The sequence below is a fragment of the Bosea sp. (in: a-proteobacteria) genome (assembly GCA_023910605.1).
Taxonomy (GTDB): domain Bacteria; phylum Pseudomonadota; class Alphaproteobacteria; order Rhizobiales; family Beijerinckiaceae; genus Allobosea.
On the sequence record JAAVVV010000001.1, the window covers coordinates 2,931,192 to 2,956,080 of the forward strand.

A 24,889-nucleotide genomic window follows, 5' to 3' on the forward strand; every position below is an offset into this window, starting at 1 on the left:
CATGAATGCCGCCTACAACTTCGCCTATCTGGATGAGCAGACCAAGCGGATGATCCGCCGCGCGATCCTGAAGGCCATTGCGGTGCCGGGCTATCAGGTGCCCTTCGCGAGCCGCGAGATGCCAATGCCCTATGGTTGGGGCACGGGCGGCGTGCAGGTCACCGCCGCGATCCTGGGGCCGGACGATGTGCTCAAGGTGATCGACCAGGGCGCCGACGACACCACAAACGCGGTCTCGATCCGCGCCTTCTTCGCGAAGACCGCTGATGTCGCCGTGACGACTTCCACGGCCGAGGCCACCATCATCCAGACCCGTCACCGCATCCCCGAGGCACCGCTGACCGCCGATCAGGTGCTCGTCTACCAGGTGCCGATCCCGGAGCCGCTGCGCTTTCTCGAACCGCGCGAGACCGAGACACGCACCATGCACGCGCTCTCGGAGTATGGGCTGATGCACGTCAAGCTTTACGAGGACATCGCCCGCCACGGCCACATCGCAACCGCCTACGCCTATCCCGTGGAGGTCGCCGGCCGCTATGTCATGGACCCGTCGCCCATCCCGAAATTCGACAATCCGAAGATGGATGACTGCCCTGCCCTTCAGCTTTTCGGCGCCGGGCGCGAAAAACGCATCTACGCCATCCCGCCGCACACCAAAGTTGTCAGCCTGGATTTCGAGGACCATCCTTTCGAGCGTAACAGGTTCGACGCGCCCTGCGCGCTGTGCGGCGCGACCGACAGCTATCTCGATGAAGTGGTGACCGACGATCGCGGCGGGCGGATGTACGTATGCTCCGACACCGATCATTGCGAAGATCGTCGCGCCAGGGGCCATCGCGGGACGATGCTGGCCAATGCGCCCTCCACCGGGCCCGAGCAGGGCCGGAATATGGAGGCAGCCGAATGAACCCGGCCAGGCACAGACCCCTTCTCGAAGCGAGGTCGCTGACGAAGAGCTATGGCGGCCGCCCCGCCTGCCGGCAGGTCTCCCTCAGCCTCGACGCTGGCGAGGTCCTGGCGATCGTCGGGGAATCGGGCTCCGGCAAGTCGACCTTGCTGAACCTCCTGTCAGGCCGGCTCGCGCCCGACGCGGGGACGGTCCATTACTGCATGCGTGACGGGTTGGTGCGCGACATCGCCCTGATGTCCGAGGCTGAGCGCCGGCTTCTGGCGCGCACTGACTGGGGCTTCGTGCATCAGGATGCGGCGCTTGGCCTTCGCATGAATGTTTCCGCTGGCGGCAACATCGGCGAAAGGCTCATGGCGGTCGGCGGGCGCCATTATGGCAACATCCGCGAAACTGCGGCCAACTGGCTCACCCGCGTCGAGATCGGCGTCGACCGCATCGACGACAAGCCGACCGCCTATTCGGGCGGCATGCGCCAGAGGCTGCAGATCGCGCGCAACCTCGTCACCAACCCCCGCCTTGTCTTCATGGACGAGCCCACCGGTGGGCTGGACGTCTCCGTGCAGGCACGCCTGCTCGATCTCATCCGCGGGCTTGTAGCGGATTTGGGTCTTGGTGTCGTTCTGGTCACCCATGACCTCGCCGTGGCGCGGCTGCTCTCCCACCGCATCATCGTGATGAAGGAGGGACATGTGATCGAAAGCGGGCTGACCGACCGGGTGCTCGACGATCCCCAGGCGCCCTACACGCAACTCCTCGTCTCTTCGGTGCTGGCAGCATGAACCATCTTCCCAACAAGGTCGCGCTGGCCGTGGAGGGTCTCGGCAAGAGCTTCATCCTGCACATGCATGGCGGCGCGCGCCTGCCCGTCGTGGCGAATGTCGGCTTCGTCGTCCACGCGGGTGAGTGCGTGGTGCTGGGCGGGCCGTCGGGCACCGGCAAATCCTCCATCCTCAAGATGCTCTACGGCAACTACCTTGCCGGTTGTGGCCACATCCGGGTGCGGCATGATTCGGATATGGTGGACATCGTGGGCGCCGAGCCGCGCGTCGTGCTCGACGTCCGGCGGCGCACGCTCGGCTATGTCAGCCAGTTCCTGCGCGTCATCCCGCGCGTGCCGACGATCGAGATCGTGGCGGAGCCGGCGCTCGCCGCGGGCGTGGCGCGCGATCGGGCGATGGAGCGCGCAGCCGGGCTGCTGGACACGCTCAACCTGCCCGAGCGCCTCTGGAGATTGCCGCCGGCGACGTTCTCTGGCGGCGAGCAGCAGCGCGTCAACATCGCGCGCGGCTTCGCTGGCGAACATACGATCCTCATCCTCGACGAGCCGACCGCATCGCTCGATGCCGCCAACCGCGAGGCGGTTATCGGGCTAATGGCGACGCGCAAGGCGGCCGGCACAGCCTTCGTCGGGATATTCCACGACGAGGAGGTGCGCGCTCGCGTCGCCGACCGCATCATCGACGTCGCCGGCTTCGCGGCGCGTGATCACGTCACGGGGGAGGCAGCATGAGCGCCGGCCAGCTGCCCGAGCGCCTGCCGACGCGCCTGTCGGAGGAGCCTCTTGTCCACGCGACCGCAGTCGTCATCGGCTGCGAGATCGGCCGCTACACCGAGGTCGCCGAACGCTGCGCCGTGACCGACAGCGTGATCGGCGATTACTCGTACATGATGCGCGAGTGCGAGGTCTGGACAGCGACGATCGGCAAGTTTGTCAACATCGCCAGCCATGTCCGGCTGAATGCTACCAATCATCCCACATGGCGCGCCAGCTTGCACCACTTCACCTATCGCGCGGGCGACTACTGGGCCGATGCGCAGCACGAGGCGGAGTTCTTCGACTGGAGACGGAGGCACGCGGTCAATATCGGCCACGACGTCTGGATTGGCCATGGCGCGACGGTTCTGCCGGGGGTCACGGTCGGGAATGGCGCGGTCATTGGCGCGGGGGCTGTCGTCAGCAAGGATGTGCCAGCATGGAGCATCGTCGGCGGCGTGCCCGCCCGGCTGATCCGTGCACGTTTCGACGCAGCAACCGGCGCGCGCCTCGAACGGCTCGCCTGGTGGGACTGGAGCCACGGGCAATTGCGCGACGCGCTCGATGATTTCCGTGCGCTTCCCATTGATGAATTCCTGATGCGTTATGAGGCAAGGCGATGACCATGGCGCAGATATTTGCCAATGCCGAGATCGTTACGCGCGAAGACCGCTTTCGGGGCTATCTCGTTGTCGAGAACGGACTGATCAGCGAGGTTGGCGCCGGCGCGGCGCCCGAGAAAGGCATCGATCTCGGCGGTGATTTTCTTCTGCCCGGCCTGATCGAGATCCATACCGATCATCTGGAGGCGCATTTCATGCCGCGCCCGAAGGTGGAATGGAATGCGGCAAGCGCTGTGCTTGCCTACGACGCGCAGATCGCTGCTTCTGGCATCACGACGGTGTTCGATTCACTGCGCATCGGGATCGACGAGCACGAGTCGAAGGCCGGCGTGAGCGCAAGGGTCGCCGAGTTTGCGGAGCTGATCGCCCAGGCCTCGGCCGCAGGGCATCTGCGTTGCAATCACCTGACCCACATACGCTGCGAGGTCCCGGCAAGGGACGTGGTGGACGAACTCAAGCTGTTCCTCGACCGTTTCCCTGTGCAGTTGATCTCGCTGATGGACCACACGCCCGGCCAGCGCCAGTTCCGTGACCTCGACAAATACTTCACCTACTACGGCGGCAGGACCGGCAAATCCGACGCCGAGGTTCGTGAAGTGGTGGCGCGGCGCCAGAGCACCGGCGGCCAGCGCGCCGAGCACAACCGCCCCCTGATCGTGGCGATGGCCGCAGCCCAGGGGATCAAGCTCGCAAGCCATGACGACACGACACTCGATGAGGTTGCGCGTTCGCATGCGGAAGGCGTGAGCGTCGCCGAGTTTCCAACCACGCTTGATGCGGCGGCCGCCTCCCAGGAGGCTGGCATGTCCACAGTGATGGGCGCGCCCAATGTCGTGCGCGGCGGCTCGCATTCCGGCAACGTGGCGGCGCGGGAACTGGCCGACGCCGGCCTGCTCAACATGCTCTCCTCGGACTATGTCCCGGCAAGCCTGCTGCTCGGCGCCTTTCAGTTGGCGGATAGCCCGAGAATCGACGGCCTGCCTGGCGCCGTCCGGCTGGTCACGTCCAATCCCGCCGCCGCACTCGCCCTTTCCGACCGGGGCGAGATCGCGAAAGGCAAACGCGCGGACCTGATCAGGGTCACGGGCTCGGCTTCTGCGCCCGTGGTCCGCACCGTCTGGCGGGCTGGCGAGCGTGTGGCGTAAGCCTATGACGATCGGGGGGCACGGGTCACTCGTCGGTCAGGCCGCTCCGGTGGCGCAGCCTGGCGCAGGAGTTTTCGTCGCAGTCGCCGGACCAAGCGGCGCAGGGAAAGACAGCCTGATCGCAGGAGCGAGGCATGTCTTTGCCGGTGATGAACGCATCGTCTTTGCACGGCGCGTGATCACGCGGCCGCCTGATGACAGCGAGCCCTATGAAAGCGCCACGCCGCTGGCTTTCCGCCTCAGAGCCGAGAGTGGAGGCTTCGCGCTATGGTGGTCGGCCAACGGCCTGGAGTACGGGCTTCCGGCCTCCCTTCTCGACGATTTCGCGCACGGTCGGGTCATCGTGGCGAATGTCTCACGCGACATGACGCCGATGGTGCGCAGCCGTTTCTCCAGGGCGCTGGTCGTTCATGTCACAGCCTCGTCCGAGACCCTTGCCGCACGCCTTGAACAGCGCGGCCGCGAGCCTGCGGACCAGCGTGAGCATCGCCTGGCCCGCGCCCTGCTCAAGGATCAGTCTGTCGAGGCCGACATCCGCATCGAGAATGACGGGGCGCTGCATCACAGCATCGACGCTTTTGTCGCCGCGCTCAGATCCCTGCTGGCGAGATAGCGGCCGATCATGTCCCATCCGCGCTACGCCATCTATCTCGCGCCGCCCGTAGATGCCCCGCTCTGGGCCTTCGGCTCAAAGGTGCTCGGCCATGACGCCGCCACCGGCAAGGACCTGCAGGGCTTCGCGCCACGCGGAATCGACCCTGCCGCCTGGCGCAGGATCACGATGCGGCCGCGCCAATATGGATTTCACGCAACGCTGAAGGCGCCTTTTCATCTGGCTGCCGGCAAGAGTCTTGAAGACCTTCAGTGCAAGCTGTCCGCCTTCGCTGCCGCTAGAGACGCCTTCGATCTCGGCCCCCTGGCTGTCACCGCCATCGCCGATGGATCGGGCCATGGTTTCGCTGCGCTGACGCAGACCTTGCCATCTGCTCCGTTGGCGGAGCTGGAGATGGCTACGGTTTGCGCCTTCGATGATTTTCGGAGCCCGATGACGGCGGCCGATCGTGCAGCAAGACGGCCCGAGCGCCTGAGCCCGCGCCAGCGTGACGCGCTGGACCGCTTCGGTTATCCGTTCGTCGGGCCCGACTTTCGCTTCCACATGACGTTGACCGGAGAAGTCGCCGACGTGCATGACATCGCCGACATGCTGGCGGACGCGATGGCCAACGAGATCGGCACTGCGTTCCTGAAGGTCGACGCGCTCGTCCTGTTCGAGCAGCCAGAGAGCGGCGCAAACTTCCGGATCATTCAGCGTGCAGATATGCGCGAGTCTGATTAGGAAGCGGATCTGCCGGGTCTTGCCCGCGCCCGTTTACGCCGATGCCTTTCGACCGATGCCACGGCGATCCTGATTGAATCCTTGCTGCGGATGCGAGGTTCCGATGAGATCAGGCAAAGGGCGGACTGTCTGCTTCGGGTTTATGACGCTTTCCCGGCATGGATCAGATCCTCCTCGTTGCCACAAGACACACCTCAAGGCAGACCAATTCAATGGGGGTGGATCACTGTTCAAAGTCGTCCCCATAGATCGGCGCCCAGCAGGCCCGCGCTTGCGATGGCGCCAGCATAGGGCACCACTGTCGGACACACGAAAACCCCGGTCGGGGGCTTGTCCTCCCGCGCCTTGATGGCGATCAGCGCGATGTTGATGACCACGAACACGATCAGCGTTCCGGTCGAGGCGATGTCAGCAAGGCCCGAGAGCGGCACAGCCAGCGAGAGCGCAAGGATCGCGCAAACCCCGGCGACAGTGGCCGTCACAGGAGCGCGGCTTGTTGGGTCCACCTTGCCGAGCGCCGCCGGCAATTGCCCGCGATCGGCGAGTCCATACACCACCCGGGCGATAACGATCATGTTGACGAGCACACCGTTGAGCGTCGCGGCCACCGCCACAAGGCTCATCAGCCAGAGCGGCCAGCCCGTGAGCCGCTGAAACACCAGCGCCAGAGGCGCAGGCGACGCCGCAAGCTCGGCGGACGGCACGGCCGTCACCGCTATCAGCACGACGAGGGCGTAGAACAGGGTCGTCAGTCCGAGCGTGATGAAGAGCGCTCTCGGCAAGGTGCGGCGCTGATCCTTCATCTCCTCGGAGATGTTGACCAGATGCTCGAAGCCGATGAAGGCGAACACCGCCAGCAGCGCTGTCGAGGCCAAGCCCGCCCAGGCGCCTCCGTCCTGCACGCCCGGAATGATGGCCGCCAGCGGCGGCCCGAGATCGAGCGTTGCCAGCCCGGCGACGATGATGACGGCAAGGCCGCCAACCTCGATCAACGTCATTCCGCCGGCGATGCCGATGGCCTGAAGCGTCGCGCGCATGGCCAGCGCGCCGAGCCCAAGCACGATGCCGGCGATGAGGACAGGCTGCGGCAGCGGCAGGAAGACGCTGAGATAGCCCGATGCACCGACCGCAATGGTCGCGGCGGAAACCGTGGATGTGGCGATGCAGAGCAGGCCGACCGCAAACCCCAGCCGCTTGCGGCGAAAGGCTTCCTCGACATAGGCCGCCTCGCTGGCCGCCACTGGCAGACGCGTGCCCAATTCCGCGAAGCTGGCCGCCGAGAAGCCCATAACCAGCGCGGCGATGAGGAAGGCAAGCGGCGCATGGGCGCCCGACCGGCCAGCGGCAAGGCCGACAAGCACATAGATCCCGGCCCCGATGGTGATGCCCAGCCCATAGAGCACCGCCGGGCCGAGGCCGATCGCGCGGGCGAGACGAACCGGCTGCTCAGACATCGGCGTCAGGCCTGGCAGCTGGCGTGCATCCGCCCGTTGGCCCGCCGGCGCAGGCCGATGGCGTCCCTGCCCCGAAGGCAAGCGGCGCCTCCGCGCCAATAACCGGCGCCATGTGGTGGCTTGCCTCGGAGCTCATCACCAGCGCGATCGGCAGCAGGATGCCGCCCCCATGCCCGGGCCTCGCGCTCGTTCAGGACCGGAATGTCATGGCCCGGAACGATCTCGCCAAATTGAAGCAACCTCGACATGACAATCCCCAGATATCCGCCTTCAATCACGACACCCGAAAACCGCCTCATCGCATAGCAGAAAAACACATAGAAGAACCTGCATTCGAAGCGTGCCGCCCTTGCAGATCCGCAGATGGCGGAAAGGCCTTCCGGACGCCGGAACGCGCGGCTCAGGATGCGTCCATCCGCCAGCCATAGAGCCAGCCATAGCGCTTGCGCATGCCCTCATCGCCGAGGCGCCGCAGCACCAGATCGCGCGCCACGGCGAGGGGAAAGCCTGCGTGATAAATGCGGCCATTGCTCCGCGCCGTCTCCTGGACCCGGGCGGCGCGCTGTCGCCGCAGCGTGGCGAAGCGGCCCAGCGCCGCCTCGATCGCCCCTTCCTGAGCGGCGGCCAGGGCCGGCGCCAGCAGCGCTGCCAGCAGCCCTGCATCCTCGATGGCAAGGGCTGCGCCCTGCGCCAGGAACGGCAGCACAGGGTGCGCCGCATCCCCGATCAGCGCAGCGCGGCCTTTCGCCATGGCGGCGGCAGGGCGGTCAAAAAGCGACCAGACCTGCCAGCCCTCGGCTGCGGCGCCCAGCGCCTTGAGCGGCTTCGCGGCGCCCGCCAGCATCGCCTGAACCTCCGAACGGTCGCCCTCCCGCGTCCAGCCCTCGCGCGCCGGCCCGCCCTTCCGGATCAGCACGAGGTTGATGAAGCGCCCGGCCGCGACCGGATAATGCACGGCATGGCCTTGCCGCCCAAGCCAGAGGTTGACCGCAGGCATGTGCGCGAACTCGGCTGCGGCGTCAGCCGGAATCAGCGTCCGCCACGCCTCATGGCCAGTGAAGGCGGGCTGGCCCGCATCGCCCAGCAGCCGCCGGACATCCGACCAGATCCCGTCAGCGCCAATCAGCGCCGAGGCCTGCAGCGTTTCGCTGCTCCCCCGCTCCGTCTCGACGGTCACGGCGATATCCCTGCCATCTTGCGTCAGCGCCACGATGCGGCGGCCCACCATGAGCCGGATGCCGTGCATCATCCGCGCCTGGTCGAGAAGGGCTGTCTGGAGATCGGCACGGCGCAGGCACCAGAAGGGCGCGCCGTCAGGTTCGGCCGCCTCCTGCATCGGCATGCCGGCAAAGCTGCGCGGCTTGTCCCAGCTGCGAATGTCGAGCCGGCGCGGCGCTACGGCATGGCGCGCGACGGCCGGCGCCAGCCCGAGCCTGTGCAGCACGCTGCTGGCGTTGGGGGACAGTTGAAGCCCGGCGCCCACTTCCGTGAAGCCGGGCCTGCGCTCGACAAGCAGCGCCTCCACACCGGCCCGCGCCAGCGCGATGGCGGCCGTGAGGCCGGCAATGCCGGCCCCGGCGATCAGGACAGGGGGTCTGATCATCGGCTGGTGCGCGGCGCGCCCCGATCAGGCTGCGCGGATGCCGTCGCCGGCCCATTCGCAGGAGGCAGGCTCGCCGTGCCCCGCCGCGATGGCGGCGTCGAAACGATACAGCGTCGAGCAGTAGGGGCAGATGATCTCGCTGTCCGAGCCCATGTCGAGGAAGACATGCGGATGATCGAAGGGCGGCTTGGCGCCGATGCACATGAACTCGCGCGAGCCCACCCGGACTGTCGGCACGCCGGCTTCATTATGGAAATGGGGAACGCCCTTCTCGGCCATGTCGGCGGCTCCTGGATCGTGATGTGGCCGGCACCTTAGTGTCCGAAGGCAGGCGTTGGAAGAGGCGAGTTGGCCGCGTGCATCAGCCCTTGTGCGGAGGATCAAGCCGTCAGAGCAGCCGCAGCCCCTTGAAGCTGGCATGCCCGTCTCTGCCCACGATGATGTGGTCGTGCACGATGATGCCCATGGGCTTGGCCACGTCCACGATCTGCCGTGTCATCGTGATGTCGGCCTGGCTTGGCATGGGGTCGCCGGAGGGGTGGTTGTGCACAAGGATGATGGCCGTCGCCGACAACTCCAGCGCCCGCCGCACGATCTCGCGGGGATAGACCGGGGTGTGGTCGACCGTGCCGACCTGCTGCACCTCGTCGGCGATCAGCGCATTCTTCTTGTCGAGAAAGAGGATGCGGAACTGCTCGCGCGCCGCGAAGGCCATGGCGGTGCGGCAATAGTCGAGCACGGACGACCAGCTCGACAGCAACGGCCGCTTCGTGACCTGTCCCCGCGCCAGCCTCTGCCCTGCTGCGGCGACGATCCTGAGGTCATTGGCCGTCGCCTCACCCACCCCCTGCACCTCGCACAGCAGATGCACCGGGGCGGCCAGCACCTCGGCGAAGGAACCGAAGCGGCGAATCATCTCTTTGGCGATCGGCTTGACATCGCGGCGGGGAATGGAGCGGAACAGCACCAGCTCCAGCAGTTCGTAATCGGCCATGGCCTCGCCGCCCGCTGCCGCGAACCGCTCGCGCAGCCGGTCGCGGTGGCCGATGTAATGGGGCTCGGAAGGCGTTTCAGCCGACATGGGCTCGGCGCGGCGCGCTAGGATGACCGAGCGATGGGGTAGTCAAGCCCGGCCGGCGAGAGCGTGAACACCTCGACGCCGTTGTCCGTCACACCGACGGTGTGCTCGAACTGGGCGGAGAGCGACCGGTCGCGCGTCACGGCCGTCCAGCCGTCGCCAAGCACCTTCACATGCGCCTTGCCAAGGTTGATCATCGGCTCGATCGTGAACAGCATGCCCGGCTCCATGCGCGGGCCTTCGCCGCGCACGCCATAGTGAAGGATGTTGGGCGCGTCATGAAAGAGCTGGCCTAGTCCGTGCCCGCAGAAATCTCGCACCACCGAGCACCGCTCGCCCTCCGCATAACTCTGGATGGCGTGGCCGATATCCCCCATGTGGCCGCCCGGGCGCACCGCAGCGATGCCGCGCCGCAGGCTCTCATAGGTGATCTCGCAGAGCCGCTCGGCCTTGCGCGCAAGCTGGCCGACGCCATACATCCGGCTGGCGTCGCCATGCCAGCCCGCCACGATGAGCGTGTAGTCGATGTTGATGATGTCGCCCTCGCGCAGCGGCTTGTCCTCGGGCATGCCATGGCAGACGACATGGTTGATCGAGGTGCAGCTCGAATGGCGGTAGCCGCGATAGTTGAGCGTGGCCGGGTAGGCGCCATGATCCATGGCGAATTCGAAGAGCAGCCTGTCGAGGCGGACCGTTGTCACGCCCGGCCGCACATGGGCGGCGATCATGTCGAGCCCTTCCGCGACCAGCCGGCCAGCCACCCGCATCGCCGCAAAGGCCTCGGGTCCGTGCTGCTTGATCTCGTTGGTGCGCCGGCGCGCGAGGGTAGCGTCAGTGCTGGACATGGCTCGGATCGCTCGGGCTTGACGCGATGGGTCTTAAACTATGCGAGCAAGCCTGTCACGCAAGGGATGCCCCCGCGAAAGGCGCGTTGCAGCGGCGCAGGCGTCCGCCCCTTTGCCTCGCGCGCTTCCGGTGGTAAGCCCCCGCCATGCCGAACCAACCGCAGACCGAGACGCCGCCCTTCGGCGCATTTGAACCACGCGGCTTCGTGGCCTGGGCGATCGAGCGGACCCGCGCCAGCTCAAGGTCCTGGGCCAGCCGCCGCATGGCCTTCCTGTTGCGCCGCCTCGCCATCCGCTCGCTCAGCGGCGCGCCGGTGGACACAACGACGCTCGGCGCGCGCATGCGCATCCAGCCGCAGAGCAATGTCTGCGAGAAGCGGGTGCTGTTCATGCCGCAATTCTTCGACACCGATGAACTGGCGATCCTCAGCGCCCACATCACCGAAGGCTACCGCTTCATCGACATCGGCGCGAATGTCGGTGCCTATTCCCTGTTCGTGGCTGCCCGGGCCGGCAATGCGGCGCGCATCCTTGCGGTGGAGCCGCAGCCGCAGGTCTTCGCACGGCTCGCCTTCAACATCGCGCTCAATCCCTTCGGCACCGTCAAGGCCGTGGCCTGCGCCGTGGCGGACAAGGCTGGCGAGCTCACCCTGTTTCTCGATGCCCGCAACGAGGGCGAGTCGAGCATGCGGATGCTGCGCTCCACCGGGGCCGGCTCGGTCAAGGTTCCGGCCGTGCCGCTGGCGGACCTGCTGCGCTCCGAGGGCTTCGAGCAAGTCGATGGCATGAAGATCGACGTCGAGGGCGCCGAGGATCTGATCCTCGAGCCCTTTCTCTCTGCGGCGAACAGCGCTCTGTGGCCGCGCCTGCTCATCATCGAGGATTCCACCTCCAAATGGAATGTCGACCTGAGGCCCCTGCTCGAGCGCGCCGGTTATCGCCTTGTCCGGCAGACCCGGCTCAACTTCGTCTTCGAACTGTCAGCCGGCGCCTGAGCCGCACAGCGAGCCCTTGTCATGCCCCCCACCATCATCACCGCGGCCCTGCTCATCATCGGCGACGAGATCCTGTCAGGCCGCACCAAGGACAGGAACATCGGCTACATCGCCGAATACATGACCAATATCGGCATCGACCTGCGCGAGGTGCGCGTGGTGCCCGACGAGGAAGCCGGGATCGTGGCGGCGCTCAACGCCTTGCGGCACCGGTACAGCTACGTCTTCACCACGGGCGGCATCGGCCCCACCCATGACGACATCACGGCCGACTGCGTGGCCAAGGCCTTTGGACTGCCCATCGACGTGGATCCGCGCGCCGTGGCGGTGATGCGCGAGCGCTTCAAGCCAGAGGAGCTGAACGAGGCGCGTCTTCGTATGGCGCGCATGCCCGAGGGCGCCGAACTGGTCCACAACAGCTACAACAAGGTGCCGGGTTTCCGCATTGGCAATGTCATCGTCATGGCGGGCGTCCCGGTCATCATGCAGGCCATGCTTGATGCCGTCGCGCCCACGCTCCAGACCGGCGTGAAGCTTCTTTCGGAAAGCGTCCGCGCCGACATGAAGGAGGGCGATCTTGGCGAGCCGCTGCGCGCCGTCGCCAAGGCGCATCCCGATGCCATGATCGGCTCCTATCCCTTCTGGGACGAGAACGGCCAGCCCAACACCAACCTGATCGTGCGCTCGCGCGATCCAGCGGCGCTGGCGGCTGGAATGGAGGCCGTCAGGGCCATGCTCGCCGGATTGCACGCGCGCTGAAACGGTCGGTTGACAGGCTTGTGAGCGGCCGGCCCCTTCCACATGCTGCGCCATAAGCCGAAGCTTGATTCCATGCCGCTGCGTGACATGCCGTTTGGTTCATCGACCCTGCCTCTGACCCGACGGGGCATGATCGGCGCGGGCCTGGGCGCCGCAGCCCTTCTGGGCATGCCGCGCCGCCTCTTCGCGGCGCAAAGCGACGTGCTGATCGTCGGAGCGGGCGCAGCCGGCCTCAGCGCCGCACGCGAATGCGCCGCCCTGGGCCTCAGCTTCACGATCGTCGAGGCTCGCGACCGCATCGGCGGACGCGCCTTCACCGACAACAGCCTCGGCGCGCCCTTCGATGCCGGAGCGGAGATCGTCCATTTCGCCCATGCCAACCCCTGGGTCGAGATCGCCGCAAGCCTTGGCGTCGAACTCGACACCTCGGGCGGACGCTTGGGCGGCTGGCAGGTCTTCGATCGCGGCCGGCCGCTCGGCGTCCTCGATCGCAGCCGGCGCTGGCAGGTCTTCCGCGCCATGGAAGCGCGGCTGGAAGCGGTGCAGGCGGCCGGACGCGACATGTCCCTGGCTGAGGCGGTGGCCGAGTTCGAGCCCGAGGCGCGCGCCATCGCCCGCTCCGGCCTGCTGCTCGTGCTGGGGGAGGATGGCGCGCGCATCTCCGTGCTCGACAACCAGCGGCTCTGGACCGGCCCCGATTACGTCACGCGCCATGGCTATGGCGCGCTGGTGGCCGCCTATGGCGCCGGCCTGCCCGTATCCTTGTCGACCCCGGTGACGCGCATCGCCTGGGGCGATGGCGGCATCGAGGCGCAGACCCCGGCCGGACTCTTGCGGGCCCACGCGGCCATCGTCACCGCTCCGGTCGGCGTGCTGGCGGCCGGCGGCATCAGCTTCACCCCGGACCTTCCCGGCAGCCATCGCGACGCTCTGGGCGGCATCGGCATGGGCGCGCTGACCAAGATCGCGCTGCGCCTGGGCCCCGGGCGCTTCGGCCTCTCCGATTCGACCACGCTGATGGAGGCCGGCAAGCCCGAGGCGATGACCATGATCGAGATGTTCCCGTCAGGCCGTCCCCTCGCGATCGCGATCTGCGGGGGCGATTTCGCGCGTGATCTGGCGTCGGGCGGAGAAGCCGCGGCGGTCGCGGAGATAACCGGCATGATCGGCGCGATGCTTGGCGCGCAAGCCAGAGCGGCGGTCACGGGCGGCCGCCTGCATTCCTGGTGGGCGGATCCGCTGTCGCGCGGGGCGTATTCGGTATGCCGCCCCGGCGCAAGCGCGGCGCGGTCCGCTCTCGCCGCCCCCATCGCCGACAGGCTCTGGTTCGCAGGCGAAGCCACGTCTGAGGGCGGCTCGATGACTGTGGGCGGCGCCACCTTGTCGGCGCGGAGGGCCGTGCGCGCCTGCGCAAGCCTGCTGAGGCCGCGCTGAGCCTCAGCCCATCCGGGTGCGGCGGTAGGTTTCCGGATCGGTTCCGAAGAAGCGCTCGAAGGCGAGCATCAGCGCCCGGCTGTCGTCCACCCCATGCTCGAGCGCCACTTCTCCGATGCGTCGCTGGCGCGAGGCCGGATCGCGCAGCGAGCGGCCGATATGGCCAAGCCTGATCTTGAGCAACTCCACGTCGAAGGAGCTGTTCGTTTCGGCGAAGCTGGTCTCGATCACGCTCGGCTCGATCCCGATCCATCCGGCTACATCGACCTCGGTGATCGTCGCGTCCTGGTAGTGGCGCTCCATCAGCGCGCGCACCGCCTTGCGGATGCTGTCGTAGTCGAGGCGCACGGCAGCCGGCAGCCTGCCCGCGAGCGGATAGGCCAGGCACAGCTCGAACAACTCGATGACCTGCCGCGAGGCGAGATGCGCCTCGGATGTCGAAAGCCCGTCAGGAATGGTGCGCAGGCCGAAGATGTAGCTGCGGAGCAGCTTGAAGGCCGGGCTCTCGGTTGCGAGCAGGCCAGGGCCGGCCTGGGCCCGGAGCCGACGCAGCAGCACTGTGTCCCTCTCCTCGAGCAGCGCTTCGGCCAGCTTGACCCCCACGAAATTGCACCGCTGCGCCACGTCCACGTCATTGGGAAGGGCAGCCCGGAGGATGACCGCATGTCCGTTGCCTAACGCGGCGTTGGCGCCGCACTGGCTGGCCCTCATCGAGCCGGAGAACGGGATCGTGAGCGTGATGTCGTTGCCGTCGCCCAGGTGGCGGTCATGGCGCACCATGCTGACGGTGGTGGCCGAGCTCCAGTTGAGGTAAATGCCGTCGAGGTCCATCATGTCGAGCGACACCCCGGCCTGCCCCGTCCCTCCCAGGCGCATGTCCATGCTGACGAGGGACGGGCCGATGCCATGTTGCAGGCTGGCCCAGTCGATCCACCCGGCCGACAAGGCTTTCTCGGCCACGTCCCTAACGCGGAAATGCCGGATGATGCCTTTCCTGTCATGCATAGTGGTGCCCCTCAGACAGACGTGCCGACCAACGTCGCTTCAAAGGCCGATGCCCTGTGCGATCGCGTGTCGCCACGCCAAGTTCGTTCGCGTGTTATTTGACATATGAAACGCGCGAGTGCTCGCAAAAAGTGTGTAAAATACGGCCAAGTCGGCTGATTTCAGCGATTGATCAGTGAAATTGATATCAAAGCAACTTTATGCGGAAAATCTGGGCCGTCTCGGCGCTGCGGGTGCGCGACCGTGCAAACCATTGATCTTCTGGCGGGACGAAACCATGGCGCGGGCATCATGAACACACTTCAGCGCCGCATTCTGGTCTTCGATTCGGGCCTTGGCGGCCTCACTGTCTTTGCCGAAGTCGCCAGGCTGCGGCCCGATGCGGCCTTCATCTATGTGGCCGACGACGCGGCCTTTCCCTACGGCGCATGGCCCGAGGACGCGCTGGTGGAGCGCATCGTTGCGCTGATGGCGGCGCTTGTGGGCGAGCACCGGCCCGATTGCGTGGTGCTGGCCTGCAACACGGCCTCCACCCTTGCCCTGCCTGCCTTGCGCGCGCGCTTCGACCTGCCCTTCATCGGCACGGTTCCGGCCGTGAAGCCGGCGGCGCAGATCTCCGTCTCTCGGATGATCACCGTCCTTGCCACCCCCGGCACCGTCTCGCGCGACTACACCCGCAGCCTGATCGCGCGCTTCGCCGGCGATTGCGAGGTCACGCTGGTCGGATCAGCGCGCCTCGCCGGCATGGCGGAAGCGCAACTGCGGGGTGAGGTGGTTTCCGACGCGGACATCCTTGCTGAGATAGCGCCCTGCTTCGTCACGCATGAGAGGCAGGGCGGCAGCGAGAGCGTGAGCGACGAGAGCGGGCGCTTCCGGCGCACCGATGTCATAACGCTCTCATGCACACATTATCCCCTGCTGCTCGATCGCTTCATCTGCCTCGCGCCCTGGCCCGTGCAGTGGATCGACCCCGCCCCCGCCATCGCCAGACGGGTGGTGGAGGTGCTGGGGAGCGCGCCCGATGCGGCTTCTCCCGGCGGGGCGCGCGCCAGCTTCACCGCAGGAAAGTCCCCCGCGGCGCTTGGCGCCGTGCTGGAACACTTCGGCATCGGCGCGATGCTGCCGCCCACCCGCTTCCCTGCGCGATAGCCATCGCGCGGCGCGATCATGCGTTGACATGGCTGCGCTTTCATGGCTTTAAGCAGCCCGTCGCGCGGGTCAGCAATGGCCCGCGTGGCTTTTTCCGCACCCGTGAACCGGCTGAGACCAGCCTGGTTCTGTCGCCCGCTCCGGATCAAGGTCTGAAGCGCGGAACAGGAGGGCGCGGTCCTCACAACTCGCATCCAAGAGGACACGCGATACATGTCAAAGCGCCACGCCGCAAAATACAAGCTCGACCGCCGCATGGGCCAGAACATCTGGGGCCGCCCGAAGTCCCCGGTGAACCGCCGCGAATATGGACCCGGCCAGCATGGCCAGCGCCGCAAGGGCAAGATGAGCGACTTTGGCACGCAGCTGCGCGCCAAGCAGAAGCTGAAGGGCTATTACGGCTCGATTTCCGAGCGCCAGTTCCGCGGCTATTATGCCGAGGCCGTGCGCATGAAGGGCGACTCAGGGGAGAACCTGATCGGTCTGCTCGAATGCCGCCTCGACGCGGTGGTCTATCGCGCGAAGTTCGTGCCGACAGTCTTCGCAGCGCGCCAGTTCGTCAACCACGGCCACGTCACGGTCAATGGCCGCAAGGTCAACATCCCGAGCTACGCCGTGAAGCCGGGCGACGTCGTCGCCGTCAAGGAAGCCTCCAGGCAGATGCTGCTGGTGCTCGAGGCGGTCGGCCTCGCAGAGCGTGACGTGCCCGACTATCTGGAGACGGATCACAGCAAGATGACATCGAAGATGGTGCGCGTGCCCCAGCTTTCGGATGTGCCCTACGCGGTGCAGATGGAGCCCAACCTCGTCGTCGAATTCTATTCGCGCTGAGAGCGCTGCGGCCAGACGGCCGCTGCTCTCACCGTCCCGACATGCAAAAGCCGCCCTGAAGGGCGGCTTTTTCGTTTGGTGTGGCGGTCTCCACGCCGTCAGTTGCGGCCGCCATGGCCATATCCGCGGCCTTCACCACGGCCCTCGCCATGCAAGCCCTGCCCTTGCTGGCCCCAGCCGGCGTTCGGCAGGCTGTTGCGCACGATGCGCTTCTGGCCTTCGTCGAGAGTGGCCCAGAACGGCTTCACCAGCGTGGCCAGCTGCTGCATGTTGGCGGCCGCCTTGGCCGTGCGCTCAGCCATGATGTCGAGCCGCTCGGGAATGTCGGCGCCGCGCATGGCGCCGCGCATGGTCTCGCGCATGGTCTGCCGCTCCGCCTGAAGGGTCTTCAGATGCGCTTCGAGCGGCGTCCAGAGCGCCTCCTGCTGCGTGTTGAGCTTGAGATCGGCCTTGAGCCGTTCGATCCGCTGTGTCATCCGCTCCTGCATCCGCGCAGCGCGGCGCTCCATGCGGTCCTGGCCGCGCTGCTCGGCGCGCGGCGCATCAGGCGCGCCTGCCCCGGGCGACGGCTGGGCATAGGCAGCGGCGCCGAGAAGAAGGGCTGCTGCGGCGGTGGCGGCGAGGGTCAGGCGTTTCATGGTCGGTCTCCGGGGCTGGTGGGCTGAAAGGTCTCGATGGCACCACTGTGAGGGGCGCGCCCTGTCGCGGCGATGGCCCGCGCATGACGGTTTTGTCATCTTTGCCGCTGACGCTGTCGGCAGGGCATGATAGCAAACCCCGATGTCCACCGACGAGTTCCTCGGGCTCTTTGCCCCGCGCGAGCCGCACGAGCCGCGCGACCCGATGAAGGCCGCCCAGCAGTCGATGCGCGCTGGCCTGCCGCGCCGTTTCTACCAGACGGCCGGGCTTGAGCGCATGGCCGATGGCTGGCGTCTGGTCCTCGACGGCAAGCCGGCCCGCACGCCGGCCCGGCATCCGCTCATGGCCGCCAATGAGACAGTGGCAGCCGCGCTGGCGTCGGAATGGAACGCACAGGCGGAGCTGATCGACCCTGCCACCATGCCGCTGACGCGCCTCGTGAACGCCGCGCTCGATGGCGTGGCAGCGCAGGCCGGGGCCGTCCGTGCCGAGATCACCCGCTATGCCGGCACGGATCTGATCTGCTACCGCGCCGAGGCGCCGGCCGAATTGTCGGATGCACAGGCAGGGCTCTGGGATCCGCTTGTAGCCTGGGCGCGCGAGGCGCTGGGCGCTCCGCTGATGCTCGGCGCCGGCGTGGTCCATGTGCCGCAGCCGGAGCTGGCGCTCGAGCAGGTGGCGCGTGCCGTGGAGGCCGTGCCGGCTCCCCTGCCGCTGGCCGCGCTCAGCACCGTCACGACGCTCACCGGTTCCGCCATCATCGCGCTGGCGCTGGCCCATGGTCGCCTCGGCCCTGACGAGGGCTGGGGCGCCGCCCATGTCGACGAGGATCATCAGTCACGCGTCTGGGGCGTCGATGACGAGGCTACGGCCCGCATGGCGGCGCGGCGCCGCGATTACGACGCGGCCGCCCTCGTGCTGGACGCGACGCGGCGCGAAGAGGGACAGGGAGACTGACATGGCGCTGGCGCGCGAAACCGGACGCAAGGACGCCGCTCACAAGCGCGCCATCGACCTGTTGAAGAAGGCCGCCCTGATCGACGGGCATAATGACCTTCCCTGGGTGGTGCGCAAGGCCGCCAAGGGCGACCTCGTCAGCTATGACCTGCGCAAGGTTCACCCCGAGACCGACACAGACATTCCGCGCCTCAAGGCAGGCATGGTCAACGTGCAGGTGATGGCGGCCTTCTTGCCCACCGAAATTCCCAACCCTGCGACGGTGACCCTCGAGCAGATCGACCTCGTCCGCCGCATGGAGGCGCTTCACGCCGATGTCTTCATGCCGATCCGCCGCGCCACCGACATCCCGGCCGCCAAGCGCAAGGGCAGGATCGGGACGCTGATCTCGGTCGAGGGCACGGTGGGCTGCGAGGGCTCGCTCGCGCCCATCCGCATGTGGCACCAGCTCGGCGTGCGCCTCGTCACCCTTTGCCACAACGGCTCCCTGCCCTGGGTGGACTCCGCGACGGACAAGCCGAAGGCCCATGGGCTGTCCGGTTTCGGGCATGCCATGATCGCCGAACTCAACCGGCTCGGCATCATCATCGACCTGTCGCACGCCGCGCCCGCCTCCGCGCTGGCGGCGGTGCAGGCCAGCCGCGCGCCGGTGGTGCTGTCCCATTCCAACGCCCATGCGCTGTGCCCGCATCCGCGCAATGCGCCGGACGAGGTGATCCGCGCGGTCGCCGCTTCGGGCGGCGTCATCATGGCGACCTTCGTGCCGTCCTTCATCAATCCCGAGCTCTGGGCCCGCATCGAGAGCGCCAAGCGCGCACACTGGCCCAATGCCGACCCCGCCCAGATCGCCGCGCTCGACGATCCGGCCAGTTTCGGCCCCCTGCCCGCCGCCACGCTCGCGCAGTTCTGCGACCATCTGGATTATCTGCTGAAGATCGCCGGGCCGGATCATGTCGGCATTGGCGGCGACTTCTATGGCGGCCCTCAGCCGATCGGGCTGGAGGACGCCTCGGTCTATCCCGCGCTCTTCGCCGAGCTTATCCGGCGCGGCCATGGCGAGCATATCCTTTCGCGCGTGGCGGGAGCCAATTTCCTGCGGGTGATGCGCAAGGTGGAGCGTGTGGGCCGCACCATCGCCAAGGAACTCCAGCCGGTGGTGAAGACGCGCATCCGCCGGGCAGCGCGGCGCCCTGCTGCAAGGGCTGCGGCCGGGACACGTTGAGAGCGGACGCCATGAACAGCTTCGATTCCGCTGGCGTCGCCATCGCCTACATCGACCTGCCGGCCACGGGCGAGGACAAGAATGAGCCGATCGTGCTCATCCACGGCTTCGCTTCGAACCATGCCGTGAACTGGGTCAACACCAGCTGGACCAGCACCCTGACGCGCGATGGCCGGCGGGTCTTGGCCTTCGACAATCGCGGCCATGGCCGCAGCCAGCGCCTGCACGACCCCGCCGCCTATCATGCCAGCCTGATGGCGGAGGATGCGCGCCGCCTCATGGACCATCTCGGCATCGAGCGTGCCGACGTGATGGGTTATTCCATGGGTGCGCGCATCACGGCGCATCTGGCGCTGGCCCATCCGCAACGCATGCGCTCGGCCCTTCTGGGCGGCCTCGGCATCAAGCTCATCGATGGCGTGGGCCTGCCCCCCGGCATCGCCGACGCGATGGAGGCGCCGGACCCGGCGACGCTCACCGATCCGACGCAGCGCATGTTCCGCGCCTTCGCCCAATCCACCGGCAGCGATCTCGGCGCCATGGCTGCCTGCATCCGCGGCTCGCGCCAGACCCTTACCGGGGAACAGGTGCGGGCCATCGCCATGCCCGTTCTGGTCTCGGTCGGCACGGCGGACGAGATAGCGGGAGCCGCGGCGCCTCTGGCGGCGCTGCTGCCGAAAGGCGAGGTGCTGGACATTCCGGGCCGGGACCACAACCTCGCGGTCGGCGACCGCACCCACAAGCAAGGCGTGCTGAACTTCCTCCAGCGCAGGCCCTGAGCGCCATGACCTCGATCTCCGAAGCCACCGCAGCAGCCCAGTTGCCCCGCACGCACGAACGCATCCAGGCCTTCACCGGCGCAGACGGCGGCCGGCTCATGGCCACCATCCATGGCGACGCCCAGCGCAGCGCCCTTCTGCTGCATGGCGGCGGCCAGACGCGTCGTGCCTGGCGCAGGACAGCGCTGGCGCTGGCGCTGGCGCAGGACTGGCGGATCATCGCGCTCGACCAGCGCGGCCATGGCGACAGCGACTGGGCGACCGATGGCGCCTATGCCTTCACTGACTATGCGCGCGATGCGCAAGCCGTGGCGCGGCAGATCGCGGCTGAAACCGGCGTCAAGCCCGTCGCGGTGGGCGCGTCGCTCGGCGGCATCGCATCGCTTCTGGCGCTGGACGACCCGGCCGACCCCGCCTTCTCGGCGCTGTGCATGGTTGACATCGTGCCACAGATGAACCCCGTCGGCGTCGACACCATCCAGGGCTTCATGCGCGCCCGCGCCGCCGAGGGCTTCGCCTCGGTGGAGGAGGCGGCGGATGCGGTCGCCGCCTATCTGCCGCACCGCCCGAGGCCCCGATCGCTGGACGGATTGCGCAGCAATCTGCGCCATGATCCCGATGGCCGCTGGCGCTGGCATTGGGATCCGCGCTTTCTCGACGGGCCGCGAACCGTCAACGCTGAGTGGGACGCCGTGGGCGAGCGGGCGATGCGGCAGGCTGCGCGACTGAACATTCCGGGCCTTCTGGTGCGCGGCGCCTTCAGCGAGCTGGTCACAGACGAGGCCGCGCGCGCCTTCCTGAGCGTCGCCAGCACCATGACCAGCGTCGATGTCGCCAAGGCGCGCCACATGGTGGCCGGCGACAGCAATGACGACTTCACCTCCGCGGTGCGCGATTTCCTTGCCCGCATAACCCCGCTTCCCGCCACAGGAGCCTGACCATGCCGATCTACGCGCTTGCCGGCATCGCGCCGCAGCTGCCCGGGCCGGGCCAGTTCTGGGTGGCCCCCGACGCCAGCGTCATCGGCAATGTCCGCATCGGAACAGATGTCGGCATCTGGTTCGGGGCGACGCTGCGCGGCGACAACGAGCTGATCGCCATCGGCGCGCGCTCGAACATTCAGGAACGCGCCATGCTGCACACGGACATCGGGTTTCCGCTGAGTGTGGGCGAGGACTGCACCATCGGCCACCACGCCATCCTGCATGGCTGCACCATCGGCGACAACAGCCTGGTGGGGATGGGCGCGATCATCCTCAACGGCGCGCGCATCGGGCGCAACTGCCTCGTCGGCGCCGGCGCGCTCGTCACCGAGGGTAAGGAATTCCCCGACAATTCCCTGATCGTCGGCTCTCCCGCACGCATGATCCGCACGCTGGACGACGCCGCCGCCGCGCGCATCACCGCCAGCGCAGCCGGCTATGTCGCGAACTGGAAGCGGTTTGCCGGAGAACTCGCCGTGATCGGCCAGGCATGACCGCCCAGGACTGAACCGCCCAGGACTGAACCGCCCAGGACTGGACAGCCTAGGCGGCGCGACGCGCCTTGCGCAGTTTTCCAAGCAGCGGGGTCAGCACGCAGATGAGCGAGATGGCCAGCAGCAGCGCGGTGATCGGCCTGTCCCACAGGAACGAGAACGAGCCGTCATTGACGAGCAGCGCGCGGCGCAGGTTCTCCTCCATCAGCTTGCCGAGCACGAAGCCCAGCAACAGCGGCGCCATCGGATAGTCGACGAGGCGCAGGCCCACGCAGATCACAGCCAGCCCGATCAGCATCCACAGATCGAAGGTGTTGAAGGAGACGAGGTAGACGCCGACAAGGCAGAAGAACAGGATGAGCGGCACGAGCATCTGTTCAGGGATGGCGAGCGTGCGCGCAATGTAGGGAATGAGCGGCAGGTTGATGATGAGCAGCACGAGGTTGCCCAGATACATCGAGACGATGACAGTCCAGAACATCTGAGATTGCTCGATGTAGAGGCGCGGGCCGGGCTGCACGCCGAGCGCCACCAGCGCGCCGAGGATGACCGCCGTCGTGCCAGACCCCGGAATGCCGAGGGTCAGCAACGGCACATAGGCGCCGCCCGCAGCGGCATTGTTGGCGGTTTCAGGCGCCGTCACGCCCCGCCGCGAACCCTTGCCGAACTCGTCCCGGCGCGCGCCCGTGGCGATGTTGCGCTCCACTGCATAGGACATGAAGGCGGCGATCGTGGCTCCGGCCCCGGGCAGGACGCCGACGACGAAGCCCAGCACCGACGAGCGCGCCATTGTCGGCGCGACCTCGCGGACGTCATCGCCGGTGAGCTTCAGCGAACCGACATTGCCGCGCGCTGCCTTCTTTGCCTCTTCGGAGACCTTCTCGTTGCGCAGGGCGGCGGTGATGGCTTCGGCCAGCGCGAAGGCGGCCATGGCGAGCAGCACGAATGAGAGCCCGTCCGCCAGATCGGCGATGCGGAAGGTATAGCGCTCCACCCCGTCGGCGACATCGGTGCCGACGGTCGCCAGCATCAGCCCGACCACCGTCATCAGCAGCGCCTTGATGACGCCGCCGCCTTCGGTGAAGGCCGCCACCGCTGTAAGGCCGAGCACCATCAGCGCGAAGTATTCCGGCGACTGGAAGTTGAGCGCCCAGCCCGCCAGCGTCGGCGCGGCCAGCATCAAAAGCAGCGTCGCGACCGTGCCGCCGACGAAGGAACCCCAGGCGCAAAGCGCCAGCGCCTTGCCGGCCTGCCCGGCCTTCGCCATCGGATAGCCGTCGAAGGTGGTGGGCACCGAACTCGACTCACCCGGTGCGTTGATCAGCACCGAGGCGGTCGAGCCGCCGAACATCGCGCCGTAGTAGATCGCCGCAAGCAGCACCATCGCGGTCGCCGGCTGCATGGTGAGAACAACCGGCACCAGAAGCGAAACCGCCGTCACGGGCCCCAGCCCCGGCATCATGCCGATGAATGTCCCCATCAGGCATCCGAGGATGAGGATGCCAAAATTCATCGGCGTGATGATGGTCTGGAAACCGGTGAGCAAACCTTCGATCATCCGAGCATCCGCCCGAAAATACCCCAGTCAAGCTCGACCTTTAGCAGCGTGAACATGACCCAGAAGCCAAGTGCCGTGACGAGCGCCACGGGCGCCAGAACCTTGAGGCGCCGCTCGCCCAGCACCCGGAAGCCCCCCGCGAGGAAGAGCGACGAGGTGACGACAAAGCCGAGCCGGTTGATGGCGAGCGCATAAAGCGCCATCAGGGCCAGGAGCCCCCCTGCGCGCCCCCAGGCCAGGCTTGCCGCGCCGATCGGCGCACCATCTGGCGGCTTTATGACCAGCGCCAGCGACAGCGCCATGCCGAGCGGGCCCAGCACAAGCGGAAAGGTGCGCGCCGAGAACGGCGACTCATCGGAACCCGGCGGCAGCTTGATGTTGAAGGCCAGTATGAAATAGGCCAGCGAGAACAGTAAGATCAGAAGCGCCGTCAGGCGTTCGAGGCCGGTGCGTGTCATGGGTCCCCCGACCATTGCAGCCCGATTTCGCGCCAGCGCAAGGCCGGCGCACGAGGCTGAGGCGCTTCGACGCCCGCCGATCAGGCCTGGATGAAGCCCAATTCCACGAGCATGGCTCGGATATCCTTCTCGTGCTGATCGAAGAAGGCGGAAGTGGCGGCGCCGCGTGAGAACGCCATGTTCCAGCCGTAGCGCGCGCGAACATCTTCCCAGGCCGGCGTTTTTGTCAGACGCTCGATGAGATCGGCGAAGGCCGAGACGCGCGCAGCCGGAGTGCCCGGAGCCATGAAGAAGGCGCGCACATTGGCCAGCACGGCGCCCGGAACCCCGCTTTCCGTCAGCGTCGGGACGGTGGGCACGTCGGCGACGCGCGAATCGTTCATGATCGCGAGCAGCTTCACCTGCCCGCCCTTGATCTGGGTCAGCGCCTCGGTGAAGGGCATCACAAGGCACTGGATTTCGTTGCCCAACAGGCCGGCCATGGCTTTCCCGCCGCCGTCATAGGCGATGTATTGCATCCCTTTGGGATCGACGCCCGCCTGCTTGAGATAGCGCGCAGCCGCGAGATGATCGATCCCGCCTCGCGGGCTGCCCCCGCCAAAACGAACGGCGCGCGCATCGCCGCGCAAGGCCGTTGTGAGCCTGGCGATGTCCGCATGGGGCGAGGAGGCGTTGACGATCACGCCAAAGATTTCTGCGGTGATGGTGCACACCGGCGTGATGTCACGGAAGGTCTGCTGGAATTCGCGGTTCAGCGAACGCACCACGATCGATGTGCCGTTGACCATCAGCGTGTTCTGCTGGCGCGTGGCGGTTTCGATAAGATGAGCGATCGCCACCGAGCCGCCGCCGCCAGTGCGGTTCTCGACCGAGACGTTCGGCACGAGGCCGGATTTCTGCAGTGCCTCCTGCGTGCCGCGGCCCGTCTGGTCGAAGCCGCCGCCCACGCCGAAGCCGATCAGGATCTGCACCCGGTCAATCACCTCCTGCGCGCTCAGGCCGGCAGGCAGGCCCAGGGCCGCCAGCCCTGCGGCGCTGCCCAGCAACGCATCGCGGCGCGACAGGCGTTCGAATGGTGACGACATGTATCTCTCCCTC

The 24,889-nt window shown here is 67.3% G+C and carries 27 protein-coding genes; 17 read left to right on the forward strand and 10 right to left on the reverse strand.

Annotated elements, in window-relative coordinates:
• Position 1: 1 nt before the first annotated feature.
• The 7 genes from HEQ16_14160 to HEQ16_14190 are packed head-to-tail and all read left to right on the forward strand — an operon-like array spanning position 2 to position 5,548.
• On the forward strand, positions 2 to 907 hold the full coding sequence (locus HEQ16_14160) for an alpha-D-ribose 1-methylphosphonate 5-phosphate C-P-lyase PhnJ (GenBank protein ID MCO4055159.1): 906 nt from the start codon (positions 2 to 4) through the stop codon (positions 905 to 907).
• Positions 904 to 1,689: a phosphonate C-P lyase system protein PhnK gene (gene phnK, locus HEQ16_14165; GenBank protein ID MCO4055160.1), complete on the forward strand. Its 786-nt coding sequence runs from the start codon at positions 904 to 906 to the stop codon at positions 1,687 to 1,689. The genes HEQ16_14160 and phnK overlap by 4 nt, the downstream gene beginning before the upstream one ends.
• Positions 1,686 to 2,420 (forward strand): phosphonate C-P lyase system protein PhnL, encoded by a 735-nt coding sequence (gene phnL, locus HEQ16_14170; protein MCO4055161.1) that lies wholly within the window; start codon positions 1,686 to 1,688, stop codon positions 2,418 to 2,420. The genes phnK and phnL overlap by 4 nt, the downstream gene beginning before the upstream one ends.
• The gene (locus HEQ16_14175) at positions 2,417 to 3,067 is read left to right on the forward strand and encodes an acetyltransferase (protein MCO4055162.1); all 651 of its coding nucleotides are present in this window, start codon (positions 2,417 to 2,419) and stop codon (positions 3,065 to 3,067) included. The genes phnL and HEQ16_14175 overlap by 4 nt, the downstream gene beginning before the upstream one ends.
• Positions 3,064 to 4,212 (forward strand): alpha-D-ribose 1-methylphosphonate 5-triphosphate diphosphatase, encoded by a 1,149-nt coding sequence (locus tag HEQ16_14180; protein MCO4055163.1) that lies wholly within the window; start codon positions 3,064 to 3,066, stop codon positions 4,210 to 4,212. The genes HEQ16_14175 and HEQ16_14180 overlap by 4 nt, the downstream gene beginning before the upstream one ends.
• 4 nt (positions 4,213 to 4,216) lie before the next feature.
• A complete protein-coding gene (phnN, locus tag HEQ16_14185) occupies positions 4,217 to 4,825 on the forward strand; it encodes a phosphonate metabolism protein/1,5-bisphosphokinase (PRPP-forming) PhnN (protein MCO4055164.1) in 609 nt (202 codons plus the stop codon).
• 6 nt (positions 4,826 to 4,831) lie between these two features.
• The gene (locus tag HEQ16_14190) at positions 4,832 to 5,548 is read left to right on the forward strand and encodes a DUF1045 domain-containing protein (protein MCO4055165.1); all 717 of its coding nucleotides are present in this window, start codon (positions 4,832 to 4,834) and stop codon (positions 5,546 to 5,548) included.
• 230 nt (positions 5,549 to 5,778) lie between these two features.
• Here HEQ16_14190 and HEQ16_14195 read toward each other — a convergent pair whose 3' ends face one another.
• The 5 genes from HEQ16_14195 to map all read right to left on the reverse strand — a co-directional run bounded on the left by HEQ16_14195 (position 5,779) and on the right by map (position 10,528).
• Positions 5,779 to 7,002 (reverse strand): amino acid permease, encoded by a 1,224-nt coding sequence (locus HEQ16_14195; protein MCO4055166.1) that lies wholly within the window; start codon positions 7,000 to 7,002, stop codon positions 5,779 to 5,781.
• Between the two features lie 400 nt (positions 7,003 to 7,402).
• The gene (locus tag HEQ16_14200) at positions 7,403 to 8,605 is read right to left on the reverse strand and encodes an FAD-dependent oxidoreductase (protein ID MCO4055167.1); all 1,203 of its coding nucleotides are present in this window, start codon (positions 8,603 to 8,605) and stop codon (positions 7,403 to 7,405) included.
• Between the two features lie 24 nt (positions 8,606 to 8,629).
• Complete coding sequence (locus HEQ16_14205) at positions 8,630 to 8,884, reverse strand: zinc-finger domain-containing protein (GenBank protein MCO4055168.1); 255 nt, start codon at positions 8,882 to 8,884, stop codon at positions 8,630 to 8,632.
• 109 nt (positions 8,885 to 8,993) lie between these two features.
• Positions 8,994 to 9,686 carry a DNA repair protein RadC gene (radC, locus tag HEQ16_14210; GenBank protein MCO4055169.1) on the reverse strand — a complete coding sequence of 231 codons (693 nt, stop codon included), beginning with the start codon at positions 9,684 to 9,686 and terminating at the stop codon, positions 8,994 to 8,996.
• Positions 9,687 to 9,703: 17 nt separating this feature from the next.
• Positions 9,704 to 10,528, reverse strand: coding sequence for a type I methionyl aminopeptidase (gene map, locus HEQ16_14215; GenBank protein MCO4055170.1), 825 nt, complete (start codon positions 10,526 to 10,528; stop codon positions 9,704 to 9,706).
• Between the two features lie 146 nt (positions 10,529 to 10,674).
• Between map and HEQ16_14220 the strand changes: the two genes are divergently transcribed.
• From HEQ16_14220 to HEQ16_14230, 3 genes are all read left to right on the forward strand, one after another.
• Positions 10,675 to 11,523, forward strand: a complete 849-nt coding sequence (locus HEQ16_14220) for an FkbM family methyltransferase (protein MCO4055171.1) — start codon at positions 10,675 to 10,677, stop codon at positions 11,521 to 11,523.
• A gap of 21 nt (positions 11,524 to 11,544) precedes the next feature.
• Complete coding sequence (locus HEQ16_14225; protein ID MCO4055172.1) at positions 11,545 to 12,282, forward strand: competence/damage-inducible protein A; 738 nt, start codon at positions 11,545 to 11,547, stop codon at positions 12,280 to 12,282.
• A gap of 168 nt (positions 12,283 to 12,450) precedes the next feature.
• A complete protein-coding gene (locus tag HEQ16_14230; GenBank protein ID MCO4055173.1) occupies positions 12,451 to 13,716 on the forward strand; it encodes an FAD-dependent oxidoreductase in 1,266 nt (421 codons plus the stop codon).
• A 3-nt stretch (positions 13,717 to 13,719) separates the two neighbouring features.
• Here HEQ16_14230 and HEQ16_14235 read toward each other — a convergent pair whose 3' ends face one another.
• Complete coding sequence (locus HEQ16_14235) at positions 13,720 to 14,721, reverse strand: helix-turn-helix transcriptional regulator (GenBank protein MCO4055174.1); 1,002 nt, start codon at positions 14,719 to 14,721, stop codon at positions 13,720 to 13,722.
• A gap of 291 nt (positions 14,722 to 15,012) precedes the next feature.
• Between HEQ16_14235 and HEQ16_14240 the strand changes: the two genes are divergently transcribed.
• Positions 15,013 to 15,870, forward strand: a complete 858-nt coding sequence (locus HEQ16_14240) for a glutamate racemase (protein MCO4055175.1) — start codon at positions 15,013 to 15,015, stop codon at positions 15,868 to 15,870.
• 213 nt (positions 15,871 to 16,083) lie between these two features.
• A complete protein-coding gene (gene rpsD, locus HEQ16_14245; GenBank protein ID MCO4055176.1) occupies positions 16,084 to 16,701 on the forward strand; it encodes a 30S ribosomal protein S4 in 618 nt (205 codons plus the stop codon).
• A 98-nt stretch (positions 16,702 to 16,799) separates the two neighbouring features.
• Here rpsD and HEQ16_14250 read toward each other — a convergent pair whose 3' ends face one another.
• Positions 16,800 to 17,339, reverse strand: a complete 540-nt coding sequence (locus tag HEQ16_14250; GenBank protein MCO4055177.1) for a hypothetical protein — start codon at positions 17,337 to 17,339, stop codon at positions 16,800 to 16,802.
• A 142-nt stretch (positions 17,340 to 17,481) separates the two neighbouring features.
• Between HEQ16_14250 and HEQ16_14255 the strand changes: the two genes are divergently transcribed.
• Genes HEQ16_14255 through HEQ16_14275 form a run of 5 tightly spaced genes read left to right on the forward strand, consistent with a single transcriptional unit; the run spans position 17,482 to position 21,775 of the window.
• The gene (locus tag HEQ16_14255) at positions 17,482 to 18,297 is read left to right on the forward strand and encodes an ATPase (protein ID MCO4055178.1); all 816 of its coding nucleotides are present in this window, start codon (positions 17,482 to 17,484) and stop codon (positions 18,295 to 18,297) included.
• Position 18,298: 1 nt separating this feature from the next.
• Positions 18,299 to 19,519 (forward strand): membrane dipeptidase, encoded by a 1,221-nt coding sequence (locus tag HEQ16_14260; protein MCO4055179.1) that lies wholly within the window; start codon positions 18,299 to 18,301, stop codon positions 19,517 to 19,519.
• Between the two features lie 11 nt (positions 19,520 to 19,530).
• The gene (locus HEQ16_14265) at positions 19,531 to 20,298 is read left to right on the forward strand and encodes an alpha/beta hydrolase (GenBank protein ID MCO4055180.1); all 768 of its coding nucleotides are present in this window, start codon (positions 19,531 to 19,533) and stop codon (positions 20,296 to 20,298) included.
• Between the two features lie 5 nt (positions 20,299 to 20,303).
• Positions 20,304 to 21,236 (forward strand): alpha/beta hydrolase, encoded by a 933-nt coding sequence (locus HEQ16_14270; protein MCO4055181.1) that lies wholly within the window; start codon positions 20,304 to 20,306, stop codon positions 21,234 to 21,236.
• Between the two features lie 2 nt (positions 21,237 to 21,238).
• Positions 21,239 to 21,775 carry a gamma carbonic anhydrase family protein gene (locus HEQ16_14275; protein ID MCO4055182.1) on the forward strand — a complete coding sequence of 179 codons (537 nt, stop codon included), beginning with the start codon at positions 21,239 to 21,241 and terminating at the stop codon, positions 21,773 to 21,775.
• Positions 21,776 to 21,824: 49 nt separating this feature from the next.
• On the opposite strand, the gene HEQ16_14280 is transcribed toward HEQ16_14275, so the two are convergent.
• From HEQ16_14280 to HEQ16_14290, 3 genes are all read right to left on the reverse strand, one after another.
• Entirely contained in the window at positions 21,825 to 23,333 is a 1,509-nt protein-coding gene (locus HEQ16_14280) for a tripartite tricarboxylate transporter permease (protein ID MCO4055183.1), read from the reverse strand.
• On the reverse strand, positions 23,330 to 23,791 hold the full coding sequence (locus HEQ16_14285) for a tripartite tricarboxylate transporter TctB family protein (GenBank protein ID MCO4055184.1): 462 nt from the start codon (positions 23,789 to 23,791) through the stop codon (positions 23,330 to 23,332). Before HEQ16_14285 ends, HEQ16_14280 begins: the two co-directional genes overlap by 4 nt.
• 80 nt (positions 23,792 to 23,871) lie before the next feature.
• Positions 23,872 to 24,876 carry a tripartite tricarboxylate transporter substrate binding protein gene (locus tag HEQ16_14290; protein MCO4055185.1) on the reverse strand — a complete coding sequence of 335 codons (1,005 nt, stop codon included), beginning with the start codon at positions 24,874 to 24,876 and terminating at the stop codon, positions 23,872 to 23,874.
• Positions 24,877 to 24,889: the final 13 nt, after the last annotated feature.